This is a genomic window from Xylanibacter ruminicola (assembly GCF_900107775.1).
Classification (GTDB): domain Bacteria; phylum Bacteroidota; class Bacteroidia; order Bacteroidales; family Bacteroidaceae; genus Prevotella; species Prevotella ruminicola_C.
Map to the genome: position 1 here is coordinate 251,321 of NZ_FNRF01000003.1, position 16,949 is coordinate 268,269.

A 16,949-nucleotide genomic window follows, 5' to 3' on the forward strand; every position below is an offset into this window, starting at 1 on the left:
TCAAAGTAAGAAAAACATGAAAGCATTGATTCTTAACAGTGGCCTTGGCCACAGGATGGGTGTAATTACGAAAGAACACCCGAAATGCATGACAGAGATTTCGTTTAAGAACACGATTCTAAGCCGTCAACTTAAGATGCTCGTTTCTTTCGGAGTCGAAGAAGTGGTGATGACCACAGGTTATTACGATCAGATACTTGTTGACTATTGCGATGCCTTGCATTTGCCTTTGAAATTCATGTTCGTCAACAACCCTGAGTATGCGACCACCAATTATATTTATTCTATTTATTGCGCCAAGGAGTTGCTGAAGGAAGATGATATTATTCTGATGCATGGAGACTTGGTGTTTGAGAGTCAGGTGATGGAGGCGATCATAGATAGTCCCACATCCTGTATGGCTGTCAGCAGTACACTTCCTCTTCCGGAGAAGGACTTCAAGGCTGTCATCAAGGACGGACAGATAGAGAAGGTTGGCATTGAGTTCTTCGATAATGCAATGGCAGCACAGCCCCTTTACAAGATTAAGAAAGAGGATTGGTTGGTATGGTTGGCAAACATCGAGAAGTTCTGCGATAATGATAACCGAAAGGTTTATGCAGAAAATGCTTTTAATGAGGTGAGTAACCGTTGCAAGATTTGTCCTTGCGATGTAAAGGACATGCTTTGTGCAGAGATTGATACTCCTGAGGACTTGGAAATTGTCAGCAAGCGTGTGAAGGAAATCAATGAGCGTACAGTTTATATGTGCTTCTCTACGGAGTACATTCATAGTGGTCACGTAGCTATTATCAACAAGGCTCGTCGTTTGGGCCGTCTGATTATTGGTGTTCTCAGCGATGAAGCAATTTCCAGCTTCAAGCGTTATCCGTTGATTCCGTTTGCAGAGCGCAAAGCACTCTTTGAGAATATGGCCGGAGTAGAGCGTGTTGTAGAGCAGAAAACGCTCTCTTATAAGGAGAATCTTCAAGTTTTGAAACCCGATTATGTGGTTCATGGTAATGATTGGTGCGAAGGTTTCCAAAAGCCTATTCGTCAGGAAGTGTGCGAAGTTCTTGCAACTTATGGTGGCAAACTCGTTGAGTACCCCTATAGTAACAACCCCATGTATAAGGAGTTGGATGCAGCACATCGTGCAGAGGCTTCAATGCCAGATGTTCGTAGAGGTCGCTTGCGCAAGCTCATTAACATGAAGGGTCTTGTTACTGCTATGGAGGCTCACAGCGGTATCACGGGTCTGATTGTGGAGAATACCAAGGTGCTTCAGGATGGCAAAACCTATCAGTTTGATGCCATGTGGGTAAGTTCGCTTTGCGATTCTACCGCCAAAGGTAAACCTGACATTGAGCTGGTGGATATGACCTCTCGCTTCCGTACCATTGATGATATTATGGAAGTGACCACCAAACCTATCATCTTTGATGGAGATACGGGTGGTTTGACTGAGCATTTTGTTTATACCGTTCGTTCACTGGAGCGTATGGGCGTAAGCATGGTCATCATTGAGGACAAGACAGGTTTGAAGAAGAACAGTCTGTTTGGTACTGAGGTTAAGCAGACACAGGCCGCTATTCCTGACTTCTGTGAGAAGATTCGTGCAGGTAAGAAGGCCCAGAAAACCAAGGAGTTCATGATTTGCGCTCGTATTGAGTCACTGATCCTGGAGCAGGGAATGGAAGACGCACTGGAACGTGCATTTGCTTTCAGTGAGGCTGGTGCTGATGCTATCATGATACACTCTCGCAAGAAAGATCCTGCTGAAATTTTTGAGTTCGTGGCTAAGTTCCGTGAGAAGAATAGCACCACTCCTATCGTGGTTGTGCCTACCAGCTTCAATACTGTAACTGAGGCAGAGTTTAAGGAGCGTGGGGTGAATGTTGTTATCTATGCTAACCAATTGACACGTACCGGCTTCCCTGCTATGCAGGATGCAGCACGTACTATCCTTGAGAACCACCGTGCTAAAGAGTGTGATGATAAGTGTATGTCAATTAAAGAAATTATCACCTTAATTCCAGAAGAGTAATGATTAGTCCCAAGTTTTTTTATGATACATTAGCTAGCTATGGCATTGATTTCTATGCTGGCGTTCCAGATTCTTTGCTGAAGAATCTCTGTGCATACATCACCGATCATGCTGATGCAGCCCATAACATTATTGCAGCTAACGAAGGTGGCGCTATGGGTTTAGCCGCAGGCCATTATTTGGCAACCAACCAGATTCCTGTTGTTTATATGCAGAACTCTGGCGAGGGTAACATCATTAACCCGCTCGCTTCTCTGACAGATCCCGATGTTTATAACATCCCTGTTCTTTTGGTAATTGGCTGGCGTGGAAAACCTGGTGTCCACGATGAACCCCAGCATGTCAAGCAAGGTAAGGTAACTACAGGTCTGCTCAATGTAATGGGCATAGACTATATTGTTCTGAGCAAGGAAGAGGATAAGGCTGAAGCCCAGATAAAGAAGGCAGTAGCCTTTATGCAGGCTACCAAGCAGTGTTATGCAATTGTAATAGAGAAGGATACCTTCGATGCTTACACACTCCAGAATGTAGAGAAGAACGACCTTACGATGTCGCGTGAAGAGGCCATTCAGACTGTTGCTGCAGCTCTTGGTGAGAAAGACTGCATTGTCTCTACTACGGGTATGATTTCTCGTGAACTCTTCGAGTATCGTACAGCGATGAACGAAGGTCATGAACGTGATTTCCTGACAGTTGGAAGTATGGGGCACGCCTCTCAGATTGCTCTTGGTATTGCTTTGGCAAAACAGGATAGAAAGGTATGGTGCTTTGATGGTGATGGTGCCAGCATTATGCACATGGGCAGTATGGCTATTGTTGCCAATAAAGCTCCGAAGAACTATGTGCATGTAGTATTTAACAATGGTGCTCACGATTCAGTCGGTGGCCAGCCTACGGTGGGCTTGAAGATTGATTTTCCTGCTATAGCAAAGGCTGTAGGTTATAAGCAGATATTCTCAGTGGATAACAAAGATGACTTGCAGAAGCAACTTTCTAATCTTGAAGATGGTCCTGTATTTTTGGAAGTAAAGGTTAAGAAGGGAAATCGTAAGGATCTTGGCCGACCTACTACCACACCAATCCAGAACAAGGAAGCATTAATGGAATTCTTATGCAAGTAATATATAACGGTATTTGTCATCTGGGTGAGGCTTTGGAAGGCGCAACCAAGGTATTCGTTGTTTGCGACTCTTCTTATCCTTTTCTGAATATTAAGCATGACATAGAGAACATGGGTAAACCTTATGTCCTCTTCTCAGACTTTACACCTAATCCTGTCTATGAGGATGTTTGCAAAGGCATTGAGCTCTTTCATATAACCAAGTGCGATAGCATCTTGGCAGTAGGTGGCGGTAGTGCAATTGATGTAGCAAAGTGTATTAAATTGGCAGTGTTGGCAAAAGAAGGTAATGCTACACTTATTCCACCTTTGGTTAGTAAATGTGTAGAGTGTGATGGGGCCAAGATGCCTTTCATTGCTATTCCTACTACAGCTGGTACAGGTTCTGAATCCACCCATAATGCTGTGATGTATTTCGAGGGAGCCAAGCAGACGGTTACTAACGATGGTGTCTTGCCAGACTATGCTATCCTGGAACCATCAGTATTGAAGACACTCCCATTATACCAGAAGAAGTGTACTATGATGGACGCATTATGCCAAGGCATAGAATCTTGGTGGTCAGTTAATTCTACAGAAGAAAGCAATGAGTACAGCCGAAAGACAATTGAACTCATTATGGGCAATTGGTATAAGTATATCTTCGAGAATGATGATGAGGCTGCAGCGCAGATTATGCTGGCGGCTAACTATGGTGGTAAGGCTATAAATATAACAGCCACTACTGCAGCCCATGCTTTTAGCTATAAGATTACATCACTGTATAAATTACCTCATGGACATGCAGTGGCGGTAGGATTGCCTGAGATATGGGAATATATGATTGCCAATATGAATAAGTGCATAGACTCTCGTGGAAGAGATTATTTGAGTGATATATTTGTTGAAATTTCTGCTGCGATGGGATGTAATTCACCAAAAGATGCTATTGCCATGTTTCGGCAGATGATGGATGAAATGAAACTGGTCAATCCCGTTGCTGTTAATCGAGATGAAGAACTGAAGGTGTTGTCAACCTCAGTCAATTCTGTAAGGCTAAAGAATAATCCTGTGAGGATAGGCGAGACCACGGCATATAGCCTTTATGAGAAGATTGTTCATTAAAAAGAATGTTGATGGAAATCAGAGAAAGACTTGTATATATACTGAAGCATTACAAGTGGATTCAGTATACTTATAGAATATGTATGAGCTTGTTTTTCAGGCTTGTCGGGCAGTTCTTTAAGATTGATAAAGACCTGGTCTTAATCAATTCTTGGGTAGGGAAAAAATATAATGATAGTCCAAAGGTTCTTTTTGAAACGATGAAAGATGACCATCGTTTCAAGAACTTGAAGTATGTTTGGGCATTTGAACATCCCGAAAAGTTTGATTTGAAAGGGGCAAAGTGTATCAAAATAGATACATGGGAGTATTTCAAAACAGCACTGAAAGCTAAAGTGTGGATAACCTGTGTGAATATTGAACGTGGTCTTACTATAAAGAAGAATGATACCATCTATATCAATACGTGGCATGGTGCAGGAACCAAGAAGATAGGTAATGCTTGTGCAAGTCGGCACGACTATGACTTGTCGAATGTCAATATGATGCTCGTTCAGAGTGATTTCGAAAAAGATATTTTTATTAGAGACTTTAACTGTCGAGCAGAATATATTCGTAAGGTAGGTTTCCCTCGCAATGACGAACTGTTTCATATAACAGATAAAGACAGGATAAAATACAGAAAGCAATTTAATATTCCCGATGGAAAAAAAGTAATTCTTTATGCTCCTACTTGGAGGGATAGCAAGGATGGAGGTTTGTCGTATCGCGTAGAACCCCCCATTCATATAGAGAAATGGCGTGAAAGGTTCGGCGAAGAGTATGTTGTTTTGTTCAGGATGCATCCATTTACTACAATCTTCAATATGCAGTACGATGATTTTTCACGAGATTGTTCTTCGTATGATAATCTGAACCATATCCTTGCGATTACCGATGTGTTGATAACTGACTATTCTACAATTGTTTATGATAGCGCTGTGGCTCATATTCCATTCATCTGTTTTGGTTTCGATTATGATCGTTATTATGTTGAGCGTGGTTTCTATTACGATTTGGACAAAGTATATCCTGGTGGTGTACTGAGGACAGAGGAAGAAATCTGGAAAAGGATCGAGGATGTCATGAATGATGTGGACAAAGATAAGTATGCAGCATTCAGAGAAAAGTATATAGAGGCTGGTGGTCATGCTACAGAAATGGTTTTAGATGAATTGGATCATCAACTGAAGGACTGATAGGTAAATATGTCAAAGAGAGTTTTTGATATTGTCTGTTCTGTTATTGGTCTCATAGTCTTGTTCCCCCTTAATCTGCTGATTGTAGTTATTTTGAAGATATTCCAAGGAGATCCGGTGTTTTTTACACAAGAAAGGATTGGAAGAGGTGGAAAATCGTTTAATATTTATAAGTTTCGCTCAATGCGTCAGGATAGTGAGCAAGAAGGACAACCAAGACTTGCAAAGAAAAATGATGACAGAGAGACTTCGATAGGAAGATTCCTAAGAAAACATCATATAGATGAATTGCCGCAGTTGTGGAATGTGTTAAAAGGCGATATGTCGATAGTGGGGCCTAGGCCGGAGAGACAATACTATATAGATCAGATCGTCAAGGAGAATCCAAAATATGTTGAGCTATATCAAATTAGACCTGGACTGACTTCTTATGCGACACTCTATAATGGTTATACAGACAACATGGAGAAGATGTTGAAACGATTGAACTTGGATTTGTATTATATGGTGCACCAGTCTTTCTGGGGAGATATGAAGATAATTGCAGAGACTGTTAAGATTATATTTTTTGGAGGAAACTAAGGAAAATGAAAAAATTATTATTTACAGGTGCTTCTGGGTTCTTGGGTTACAACGTACGCCCAATTTTGGAAAAAACGTATGATGTGCATACCATTGGTTTGACAGATGATGACGACATCAAGATAAATATTGCCAAGGAAGTACCTGCAATCAATACACATTACGATGTGGTGTTACATGCAGCAGGAAAAGCGCATACCGTGCCAAAAACAGAAGCAGAGAAGCAGGTGTTTTATGATGTGAACTATCAGGGAACGGTGAATTTGTGTAAAGCACTGGAAAGTGTAGGTGTGCCCAAAGTGCTGATTTTTATTAGCACGGTTGCTGTTTATGGCTGTGAGTATGGCGAGCTGATTGATGAAACACATCCATTGAATGGAAAAACGCCATATGCTGATAGCAAAATAAAAGCTGAACAATACCTGACTAAATGGTGTTTGGATTATCATGTAAGATTAAGTATTCTTCGTCCTTCTTTACTCGCAGGTAAAAATGCACCAGGTAATCTTGGTGCTATGGTGAACGGTATCAAAAAAGGGTTCTACATGAACATTGCTGGGGGTAAGGTTGTTAAGAGTATTCTGATGGCAGAGGATATTGCCAGACTTATACCATTATTGGAGGAGAAGGGCGGCATATATAATGTTTGCGATACTCGTCAGCCTTCATTCGGTGATATTTCTAAGTCAGTTGCAAAACAATTAGGTAAAAGTAAACCTATTAGTATTCCTTATTGGATGGCATGGTGTATGGCTAAAGTGGGTGATTTGTTGGGTAGAAAAGCACCCATCAATAGTTATAAATTGGAGAAGATGACAAAATCATTGACTTTCAGCAATGAGAAAGCTAGACGTGAATTGAATTGGGAGCCGCTGGATGTATTAACATATTACAAGATTTGAACTTGTGAGAGGAAATAGCCATCAAAGGTCCTTCTTTGAATTGATCCAAGCAGGTTTTGGGGAGAAAGAGATTTATCAAGGAACGGATGAAGTCATAAATTGGCAGGAGATTTACCGACTGGCACAAGAGCAGTCGGTATTAGGACTTGTTATTGTGGTTTGGAAAAGTATGCAATTAAACCTCCTAAAGCATTGCTTCTACAATGGATTGGCGAAATTCAGATGCTGGAACAGCAGAACAAAGCCATTTCAGCATGGAAACATGTTGTAGATTTTGGACGGTACTTTGTTATATTCCCATTGGATGCCATAAAGGTCACATGGAATAGAATGTGTCTGGGGATATCCGTTGCCCTAAAAGGAAAGAAACATGAATAATAGTATTTTAGAACGCTTGAAAGATTTCATGGAAAATGAAGTCCGTTCATGCTCCATGGAGAATTTTTGGTTCATGGCAAGACTGGTGCACGGTTCATGATTAATGGTTAAAGGTTATGACTGATACGACAATGATGGATAGGCTGAAGGAATTTATGGAATGCGAAGGCCGTTCCTGCTCCTTCGATTCGGAATTGATAACTCCAGAGTATGTGTATAGGATGTGGGGAGGAGAGTTCTCGATGGAGGACATCGAGGACGGACTTGCGGAAATAAGGAAGCAGGGGTATACAACATTTGGAATAACGGAGGCACGGATCTAAGGACTTGCGGAGTTATAACCTGATATAATAGTTTAAGACTGGGATTTGTAAATAGAGAGTTAGTATGTCGAAGAACCTGTATTTTGTAGACAGCATATACCAACCTATAGGAGGTGGAATGGCTGTAGTGTCATTATTACCGACAGCCCCTAATGAGGAGAAGGCTCGTGTAGAAGTGTTGCAGGACGTCAATCTTGAGATGAGCAACTATAAAGGCCGCATACAAGAAGGTTGGTATGTATTCTGTGACGATAATAAGCAGTTCTTTTACGGCAATACAACAGCATTTGCAAGGAATGCGTTCAACGAATACAAAAGATTACTTGAATTAACTATAAAACGCCATCTTACTGAGGAAACTCGGGAGGATGTGAGTCTTCTGAATAGACTGAAGACCCAACAAAACGATATTATTATCTCCTATCATATCAATGTTCATCATGGGAATTGTAGCGTTATCCTGCTTCAATATGGAGGAGGATATGAGGTGTGGATGGTGGACTGCTCGCTGTCAGAAAAGGGCAGTGGAAACCAATTTGCAAGTAATCTCGAAGCGGCATTTGATGAGATAAGGAAGAAGTTGGGGAAACAGCCAGATGATAAGATTACTATCAGACGCTTCTTCTTGACTCATCACCATGCAGACCATTATGCTGGAGTGGAGTATCTTGTAAATCAAGGATATATTGATAATAATACACTGTGCTTTTGGAACATTTACTATCACATGGCGGGATCAATGTATCTGAAAACTTGGCAAGCATTGATTAATGCGAACGTCAAGTTTATAGAGCCCATAGCCCGTAATAGTCGTGGCGCTATCGAGTTTCTTCATCCTGAATGCAGGCTATATAGAAGTAAGGGAACGACAGGGGTGAAAGTTAAACCATCGCGTGTGGTGGGCAAGGCGAATAATAGCTCAACTGTGGTCAAGTTCTCGCTTGGCGGGAAGAGTATGGTGTTTCCTGGTGACTTGGAACGGGGAGGATTTGACAACATGACGAAGAAGAAGTCGTGCAGCCCGAAGTTGTGTGGTATTAGCTACTATGCTATTTCGCATCATGGTAGTCTGAATGGGCATCCAGACATTCCCTGTTTGAATCCAGATCCAAATCATCCCAGAAGACCGATGGATTGTATATCCATACATAACAGCAAAGCAATTCTAATGGGACGCGATGGCGCATATCCAGGTATTTATAGCCCAGTTGTTACTTCATATTGGGGTGGGAGAAATGCCTTGGTGAAAACTGAAGATGCTCCGCATTTCGTAGAGTTGAACTGGGGGAATGGAAATGTGATAATGGGATAAAAGCGAATAATTTGTATGAGAAATAGGATACAATATTTTTCCACCTATGATATGAGCATATCTTACTATCTGCAAAATGCGGAAGAGATAATTGCTAGGTATCATGACGGATGGAGACCTGACGAAGTAAATGATGTTATAGAACTATATAATATCTGGCTTTTCATTGAGAATGGTATATATATGAAAAGTTGGACGGAGGATACATTGCAGGAAATAAAGAGCTACAAAGAGGTTATTATCCCGTTCTTTTCAGATCTCAATAATAATACATGGGTAGAGACCTATAAAAAGATAAACTTTGAGTATAGACACTACTTTTGGGAAATCATAGACAGATTTAATATCAAGAGTTTTATAGATTTAGAAACCTTGCGTAAAGCATTGTGTGATAATTCATACGACTTGCGTTATTTACTGCAAAGGGAAAGACTGGTTAAGAACTATGATAAGATGCTCGCCCAATTGCTTAAAGAAAACGAGCATACAGCGGAATGGCTACTGAGCGAGTTTGTTGAGGATGATAAGTTTGGCAGTAAAGAGCATATCTATTTCCCATCTTCACTTTCACTCTCTGACAGAGAGAACATCATTTCTGCATACTTAGATTTACCTGAACCTAATTTGAATTATGTTCGTTTGGTATTAGTTGCTAAAAAGGATGCCAACCTTAAACTGTCAGACGATGTTGTCTTGAAAGCGAAAAACTTGGAACACACGCTGAACAATAAGTATTTTAATGAAAATAATGGTGTGCATTTTAAGTATGCAGTGCGTTTAAGCGGAGATGCCAATAAACCATTGAAGTGGGTTGAACATGACGAGGAAGGCGACGCTGTCCTTTGCTACTCCAAATCCGTTATGCTTGAGTTCAAGGATGCAGAATTACTGCATTATTGCCGGTATGGATTTGAGCTACTGACAAATAACGGAATGGTTTCATTAGTATCTAAATTGTCGGATTCCGGCGTTTTTGAAAGGACAATGGGGCTAACGGGTAAATATTCGTATACGACCAATATTGCTTTCCGCTACCATGAGGCTATATCCATGCTGCAAATAGAAGCCTTGCAAAATGCTTTGGAAGGCGATGGACGTACATTAGAAAGTGCTATCAAGTTCTTTTATGAAACATATCTGAAAACGAAATATGGGTATCCTTCTACTGTACTTTCTTTGCCTGACCAAAAAGTGGACTGGGTTTCTAAATGCAGGATCATTGCACCAGAAATTGATGCAGTGGCTAAAAGATACCATTTATATGCAAAGCGTGGAGATGTTAATGAGGATCTTTTGCAAATCTCATCTGATACTGTGAGAGTATCGAATGCTGCCAGTTGTAATCAGGTTAAATACTATACCATAAAAGGGAAACCAGGAGAACTGTTTAGGTTATTCCATCTACTTTTCAGTGACCAAAGTATGTTGACATTTGTGGAGCCTTTCAAGGATAATCACTATGTTTCATTCTTCCAGATGCTGGTAGAACAAGATGGTAAGATACCTTATGAGAACTATGCTGCTTATCAGAAAGGGGATATAGACTATCTAATAGGGGAAGGTTTTCTCTCGATCAATGAAGAGGGGCTTCTTTATGTGGAAAAGAAGGTGGAGATAGGGCTCCTTAAACAGTTATATGAGTATCACAGCTGCCCCGTATTGGCTTTTGGTGTATACGGTCAGGAGTTATTAGCAGAAATGGCTGCTAAGGATTGGTTGGAAGCTGATAATCATTTGCTTTCCATAGAGGAACGGAATTACTTTGATTATTATATGTACAATACTCCGTTTACCAATGGGCCTGCTTTAAGGAATAGGTATGTACACGGAACCAACAGTAGCCCCAATCAGGATTATAAGCATCGTAGCGCTTACAACCGTTTGCTTATCTTACTGATTCTTGAGTTGCTAAAGATAGAAGACGACTTGATACAGAGGCAGTCCTTCAGGGAAGAAACAGACAATTTGTATAATGATAAATCAATCCTTCTAGGAAAAATAGCAGATGTGAAGACATATTCAAATCCCCAATCGCTTACTGAGGCAGGAAAGTATCTGTTATTCCCCAAAAAACTGGGAATTGACGAAGGCTATGTGTTTGTCAATACGTTGGTAAGCCAAAACGTTCCGGCATACGTTGCTCAAATTCGAGAAATGGTTTTACCTGAATATATTGCATTTCTGTTGAACTCGTCTCTGTTTCGTTTAATGCTGAATAAGAAAGATACAAGATTAGGGGCATTGACCATAGAGAGAATTAAATCCTTGAATCTGCCATATTGCAGTTTAGAGCAACAGACTGCATTCGGAAGATTGGAGCGAATGATTGCCCAGTTTAAGATTATTGAAACGGCCTTGAGTCGCGAGGAGAGGCTTCAAAAGGATTTGTTGTCCAACCTAAGAGATTATCTGAGTCTGGAATTGTTCCGACCTGAATTTCCGAAAGAAACAGGCATTAAGTTTATGGAACCTTTCGTGAAAACAATGACGGAAATAGACGAGGATGACAAACAGGGGGCACGACAATTGACAGGGCTTCTTCTGCAACCAGGCAACCTGTTGATGGATAATATGAAGAAGGCCAGAATTGTAATTAACCGTGCGGAGTAGTCGCTGCTTATGGATTGGACGCTTGAGAAGATAGAACTGGAGAATTTCAAATTCTTCAACGGACCATTCGAATTCCCTGTCAGAGGGAAGAATGTTCTCCTGTATGGGGAGAATGGATCCGGTAAGAGTTCTATAGTCTGGGGCTTATATACTCTGATGGAGAGTAGAAGAAAGCCTGTAGCAGATGTCCAAAAGTATTTTAATCCTGGAGATGGCCAACATCTCAGGAACCGCTATTGCCAGCCGGGCGACCCAGCTAATGTGAGGACAACATTTACTCCACTGATAGCAGGTGCTGTTCCAAAGAATTATGAAATTTCTTTGGCCAACATTACAACCCAGGTGGCTGCTGATGATTTTATGAAATACACAACTGCGGCATTTGATATGTTTAATTACCGAATGTTGTCAGAGTGGATATATCAGAAAAACAGTCGCGATATTGACCTGTTCAAAGGTTTTGAAAAGGACCTTTTTAAATATCTGTATTTCAGAAGATCTTATATAAGAGTTGACGGAACCTCTGCCGCTCCGGACGGAACGACTGCAGAAGAGTGGTGGACATATATAAAAAGCGTCCAACTGCCTTTGACCAAAAGAGGTCAGGTGAATCGCAAGACGGATGAGTATAGTCGGTTTATGACACTGCTCTCTGATTTCAAAGCAGAAATGGAATATATCCTTATGCAAGTGGAGCATTCAGCGAATGATATGTTGCATAACGACCTCCTGTTGCCGAATATCTCCTTAGTTGTGGATATAACAGATGTTCCGTTCAATCTGTTGAAGCCAGGATGTTTAAAATATAAAGATGGGAAAGTTCATTCTCCCTCAATCAGTGTTAAAGCACATGTCGTGGATGGCAATGTGCCAGGTTGGTCAACCGATATAGCGCATTTAGCTACATTCTTTAATGAGTCGAAACTTACTTGCATTGGTATTGCACTGAGACTGGCTATCTCTGATTATAAACTCATTTCTACGGGAGATGTCTCTCCTGTGCTATGTATTGATGACCTACTTCTCAGTCTAGACATGAGTGCAAGAATCCCAGTTATAAAACTCCTTCTTAAGAAGGCTCAAAACAGACAACTTTTAGTATTTACTCATGACCGAGCTTTCTTTGAGACAATGCGAATGCTGATATGCGAAAAACGCGAGGATGGAAGGTGGTGCTTTTATGAGATGCTTGAAAAGAAAAATACAGCGGCAGGTGCAGCGCCCAAACCGTGGTTCCACCCCACGCAAACTTATCGGGACAAAGCAGAATATCATTTTGAGAAAGGAGACTACCCGGCCTGTGCTAATTATCTAAGAAAGTACTGCGAACAGCAACTGAAGCGACTTTTACCACAAAATCTACAATTGGTTCAAAAGACCAATGGTGAAGTGATACAGGCTGATATGAGTGGACTGATTGGAAAACTTGCATCCGATTTTTGTAGCTTATATGAAATCTCAATAGCGGATTTGCCATCTGTTTCTGTTTACCGAAAGAGGTTACTTAACCCACTCTCACATGATGACAGTCATACGCCTGTTTTTAAAGCTGAACTTACGGGTGCTGTCACTGAGATTGATAGATTAAAAAGCATTGCAGACAGTTTGAAAACCATCTGTGAAGGCGTTGGTCATCACCGAGACGAATTCGCTATGACGGTAAGTAATGGCGCTGCCAATGAAACTATTGTCTTCGATGTGATGGAGAAATGGACGAGCGTTGAGGTTGCGGGAGTCCGGTACTATAAAGACGTGAAGATACGGGTCATTTCTTCAACTACAGCAACTGTCGCGGCGCAGGACTATGACAGTTTACGTGGCGTTTTCAATACAGTAAGCACGGCATTGGGATTAAATATACCTCCTGCCACACCACCCGCAATGGAATCCACCATCATAAACAGATTCTCAGGAACTGCGCTGACTGCGATTTAAGGCTTTATGGAGACCGAGAACAAAAATAAACCCGCATCTCCGGAAACGATTAACAGCCTTATTGTGAATATGCTGCTAACACTGGAGTCTAGTTATAAAGAGATGCATGCCGACTTGAGGTTGGTGGAGCTCCTCAAGCAAGATAACGTTCCGGCGCTTGATGAAGAAAAGAAAGGGTATATCGGAAAAATACTGCGTGTGCATGCGAATGTATGCTATACGAACCTGTGTTTGTGTGCTCAATTGAGGGCAAGCTTAAAAGCAAAGCTTAATGTAGAAAAACAATACATTATCAGGCGGAGTGTAGTCACACTGCATGAGACATATAAATATCTCTTTGGCTTCACTGAAAAGTTGACACTTTGGAAGGAACTGGAGGTATCATTAAAGAATATTTATCCGGCCGAATGTCAGACTATTAATGAAGCTTCGCAGCGTTTTCTACAAGAATACGCACAAGAAGAGGATGGTACACTAAGAGATGTAGCTAAACATTTTAGTGACGACCCAACAGAATTTTTTGAGAGTATGGAGAGCGTGACGGAACGAAGCGTGACGGAAAGAGTCGCAGCGGCCGGGGCTTTTCTACAGCCTATTCATAACATACTAATAAAGGAATTGAAAGGGCATTTGGGCGCTGCCTATGATATGGCAATGGGTTACCCTATGCCTCATCAAGTATTTGATGTTGTAGGGAATAGGAACGAAAAGGTTGATGCATTTGATGAAGCACTGGAAAAATATAGCGGTATAGTCAATCAAGTCATGCACCAGATAAGTGCGGCCAAGAAGGTATGTTCTCAGTTCAATGTAGACATTACCCAATGCGGTTATTGGGATGCTATGACAAAAAACAATATAGGGCTACATATCTTGTATATCTATCTGGATACGATAAGTACATTCCGTGCTTTTTCTCTGTCTGAGACTTTTGCTGAGATTAGACTGAATCTGGCATATTTCATACTTTCAGTACACGAGGGGTTTAAAAAGCTGTATGGCTTTGATGCGCATAAACGAGACGATTCATTCTGGAATCGATCTATAAAGACAGCCATTCAAAAAAAGGGAGATGATGACGCTTTTAAAAAGGCCGACTTTATAGAAAAGAAACTTGAAGTATTAGCTGAGAGCAAACTTTTGCAGGATGAAGATATGATTGTGGCTCTCACACATGTAGGGACTAACAAGAAACGACACAATGAATCAGCTTTCCTTGTTCTGGACTATTTTAGACATCCTGTAGCGAAGGAGGAAATGAATTCGTTAACTGAGTTTCTACAGGTGATGAATGATATTGTTAGGTTGTATAATGATGTGATAGGATGGGAAAGTAAACAGATTCAGACTGAAACTGAAATGATGTTTGCTGGTTACTATGACAAGATAGACGAGTTTGATAAACTGATGAAATATAAAATCTCTGACCCTGAGGTAATGGCACAGTGGGAAGAAACCTCTGACAAGTTGAGAGAGATGCTGAAAAAGTTAGAGAGGATATGATTACTATTGAAGATATTCTTAGACAAGCAGAACAAGAGGTCAAAACGAAACAAGGGCTGTTTCTGCGCTTATGTGCGTTGAACTATCTGAATGCTTTGGTTAAGAAGAAGGAATACAAGGACGTTCTGACTTATGGTATGATAAAACCTAAAGTCATGTACCTTGCGATGGACATTGCTAAGAACAACAAACAAGACCTATGTGAAGGAATATGTTATAAGCAAAATGAGGACTGCTTGTTTGTAAAATGCTATGGATTACAGTTTAGCTTCCATCACGTAAATGTAAAGGCGTTAGATGAAGAATGCTCACAGCTATGTGACGAAGATGCACAGTGGGAGGGAGTTCGGTTGCAGCCTGTGGCCGAGCAATTGTATGAACTAGCTAACGAGGTGGTAGAAAAAGGTATAGGAGAGGTGGAATTGAAGGGCAGAATTATGTCTATTCTGGAATAAAGATATAAATAAGATTATTGAGATAAATATGAATATTTGGATTACATATGGAATTATTGCAGTGGTACTGCTGATAGCGGAACTAGTGTATTTTAAGATTGCTGATAAGTGTAATATCATTGATAAGCCGAACGAGAGATCGAGCCATTCTACTATCGTATTGAGAGGTGGTGGTGTGATATTCACTCTGAGTGTGGTTGCGTGGGCTGTCTTGATGGTTGTTCGGGGCAATAGCATTACGGCGTACTTGCCGTTCCTGGGTGGATTGGTGTTGGTGGCAGGAATCAGCTTCGTGGATGATATACATTCGCTGCCGGATTCATTGAGAATGGTGGTGCAGATTGTGTCTATACTGCTTATGTTCTGGCCGATAGGGGTATATGGTCTTGACTTGAGTTGGTGGCTGATAGCATTGATAGTGCTGATAGCTTTGTTTTTCTGCGTAGGAGCCACGAACTTTATTAACTTCATGGATGGTATTAATGGCATTACGGCTGCATACAGCATAGCAATGTTAGTACCATTGCTAATAGTTGATAGTTTAGAGTTTAGTGTTGAGAGTCAGTTGAAAGTGGGTGATTTTATAGATCCAAGTTATCTCATCGTTGCTATTATTGGTGTTTTGGTTTTCAGCATTTTCAACTTCCGTCCAAAAGGAAAGGCGAAGTGCTTTGCCGGTGATGTAGGAAGTATTGGTATTGCTTTTATCATTCTTTTTGCCTTGGGCAGGTTGATGTTTGCTACACAGGATGTGACGTACATAGTTTTTTTCCTGATTTACGGTATTGACGGAAGTATGACGATATTCCATAGAATTATACTGCACGAGAACCTCGGTCAGGCGCATAGGAAACATGCGTATCAGTTGATGGCGAATGAGCTGGGGATGAGTCATGTGGTGGTAAGTCTGCTGTATATGGGCATGCAGTTAGCGGTATCGCTGGGATTCATCTACCTATGTCCGAATACCATCTTGGCGCACTGGATATATTTAGTGAGCGCAGGGGCTGTAATGGCAGTGGCGTATGTTGTATTTATGCGAAAGTATTACCACTTGCATGAAGAGTACCTAGAGTCGCTACGCTCTAATTGAAAATTGATAATTGAAAGTTATGGTTGACAAGATAACACAAGCGATATTGGATGAACTGACCGCAAAGGCAAAGGAGAGTCCAAGACTAAGAATGAATATGGATCTGCGAGATTCGGAAACTGACCAGAGTCAGAGGATGTTGAATGCTATAGAGCCGGGAAGCGTCTTGCCGATTCACAGGCATCAGAAGACATCGGAAACGATGGTGTGTCTGAGGGGGCGGTTGCAGGTAGAGTTTTATGATGAGCTTGAACGGATGTGTACGGAGTCGTTTGTCATTGAGCCTGGTGGTGCCAATGTGGCAGTAAGTATTCCGATGGGCCAGTGGCATACAGTGCATGCGCTGGAATCAGGGACGTGTATACTGGAGATGAAGAATGGGGGGTATGAACCTATTGGGTCAGAAGACATTCTGTCCTTATAAATAT

14 protein-coding genes are annotated in these 16,949 nt (G+C 41.2%); all 14 read left to right on the forward strand.

Annotated features, from left to right (window positions below; translation table 11 throughout):
* The first annotated feature begins 16 nt into the window (after positions 1-16).
* The 14 genes from aepX (at position 17) to BLU97_RS08655 (ending at position 16,945) form a co-directional block, all read left to right on the forward strand.
* The gene (gene aepX, locus BLU97_RS16370) at positions 17-2,026 is read left to right on the forward strand and encodes a phosphoenolpyruvate mutase (RefSeq protein ID WP_074761129.1); all 2,010 of its coding nucleotides are present in this window, start codon (positions 17-19) and stop codon (positions 2,024-2,026) included.
* On the forward strand, positions 2,026-3,147 hold the full coding sequence (aepY, locus tag BLU97_RS08590; protein WP_074761130.1) for a phosphonopyruvate decarboxylase: 1,122 nt from the start codon (positions 2,026-2,028) through the stop codon (positions 3,145-3,147). Before aepX ends, aepY begins: the two co-directional genes overlap by 1 nt.
* Positions 3,138-4,250 (forward strand): phosphonoacetaldehyde reductase, encoded by a 1,113-nt coding sequence (locus BLU97_RS08595; protein ID WP_074761131.1) that lies wholly within the window; start codon positions 3,138-3,140, stop codon positions 4,248-4,250. Before aepY ends, BLU97_RS08595 begins: the two co-directional genes overlap by 10 nt.
* An 11-nt stretch (positions 4,251-4,261) precedes the next feature.
* Positions 4,262-5,428, forward strand: a complete 1,167-nt coding sequence (locus tag BLU97_RS08600) for a CDP-glycerol glycerophosphotransferase family protein (RefSeq protein WP_175456345.1) — start codon at positions 4,262-4,264, stop codon at positions 5,426-5,428.
* Between the two features lie 9 nt (positions 5,429-5,437).
* Positions 5,438-6,010 (forward strand): sugar transferase, encoded by a 573-nt coding sequence (locus tag BLU97_RS08605; protein ID WP_074761132.1) that lies wholly within the window; start codon positions 5,438-5,440, stop codon positions 6,008-6,010.
* Between the two features lie 5 nt (positions 6,011-6,015).
* Positions 6,016-6,912 (forward strand): NAD-dependent epimerase/dehydratase family protein, encoded by an 897-nt coding sequence (locus BLU97_RS08610; protein ID WP_074761133.1) that lies wholly within the window; start codon positions 6,016-6,018, stop codon positions 6,910-6,912.
* Between the two features lie 494 nt (positions 6,913-7,406).
* On the forward strand, positions 7,407-7,613 hold the full coding sequence (locus BLU97_RS08620) for a hypothetical protein (protein WP_074761135.1): 207 nt from the start codon (positions 7,407-7,409) through the stop codon (positions 7,611-7,613).
* Between the two features lie 64 nt (positions 7,614-7,677).
* Positions 7,678-8,925: an MBL fold metallo-hydrolase gene (locus tag BLU97_RS08625; RefSeq protein ID WP_074761136.1), complete on the forward strand. Its 1,248-nt coding sequence runs from the start codon at positions 7,678-7,680 to the stop codon at positions 8,923-8,925.
* A gap of 183 nt (positions 8,926-9,108) precedes the next feature.
* On the forward strand, positions 9,109-11,535 hold the full coding sequence (locus BLU97_RS08630; protein ID WP_175456346.1) for a hypothetical protein: 2,427 nt from the start codon (positions 9,109-9,111) through the stop codon (positions 11,533-11,535).
* A 9-nt stretch (positions 11,536-11,544) separates the two neighbouring features.
* Complete coding sequence (locus tag BLU97_RS08635) at positions 11,545-13,470, forward strand: ATP-binding protein (RefSeq protein WP_074761138.1); 1,926 nt, start codon at positions 11,545-11,547, stop codon at positions 13,468-13,470.
* Between the two features lie 6 nt (positions 13,471-13,476).
* Complete coding sequence (locus tag BLU97_RS08640) at positions 13,477-14,973, forward strand: hypothetical protein (protein WP_074761139.1); 1,497 nt, start codon at positions 13,477-13,479, stop codon at positions 14,971-14,973.
* Positions 14,970-15,428, forward strand: a complete 459-nt coding sequence (locus tag BLU97_RS08645; protein ID WP_074761140.1) for a hypothetical protein — start codon at positions 14,970-14,972, stop codon at positions 15,426-15,428. The genes BLU97_RS08640 and BLU97_RS08645 overlap by 4 nt, the downstream gene beginning before the upstream one ends.
* A 28-nt stretch (positions 15,429-15,456) precedes the next feature.
* Positions 15,457-16,521 carry an MraY family glycosyltransferase gene (locus BLU97_RS08650; RefSeq protein ID WP_074761141.1) on the forward strand — a complete coding sequence of 355 codons (1,065 nt, stop codon included), beginning with the start codon at positions 15,457-15,459 and terminating at the stop codon, positions 16,519-16,521.
* Positions 16,522-16,540: 19 nt separating this feature from the next.
* Positions 16,541-16,945 (forward strand): WbuC family cupin fold metalloprotein, encoded by a 405-nt coding sequence (locus tag BLU97_RS08655; protein WP_074761142.1) that lies wholly within the window; start codon positions 16,541-16,543, stop codon positions 16,943-16,945.
* The last annotated feature ends 4 nt before the right edge of the window (positions 16,946-16,949 follow it).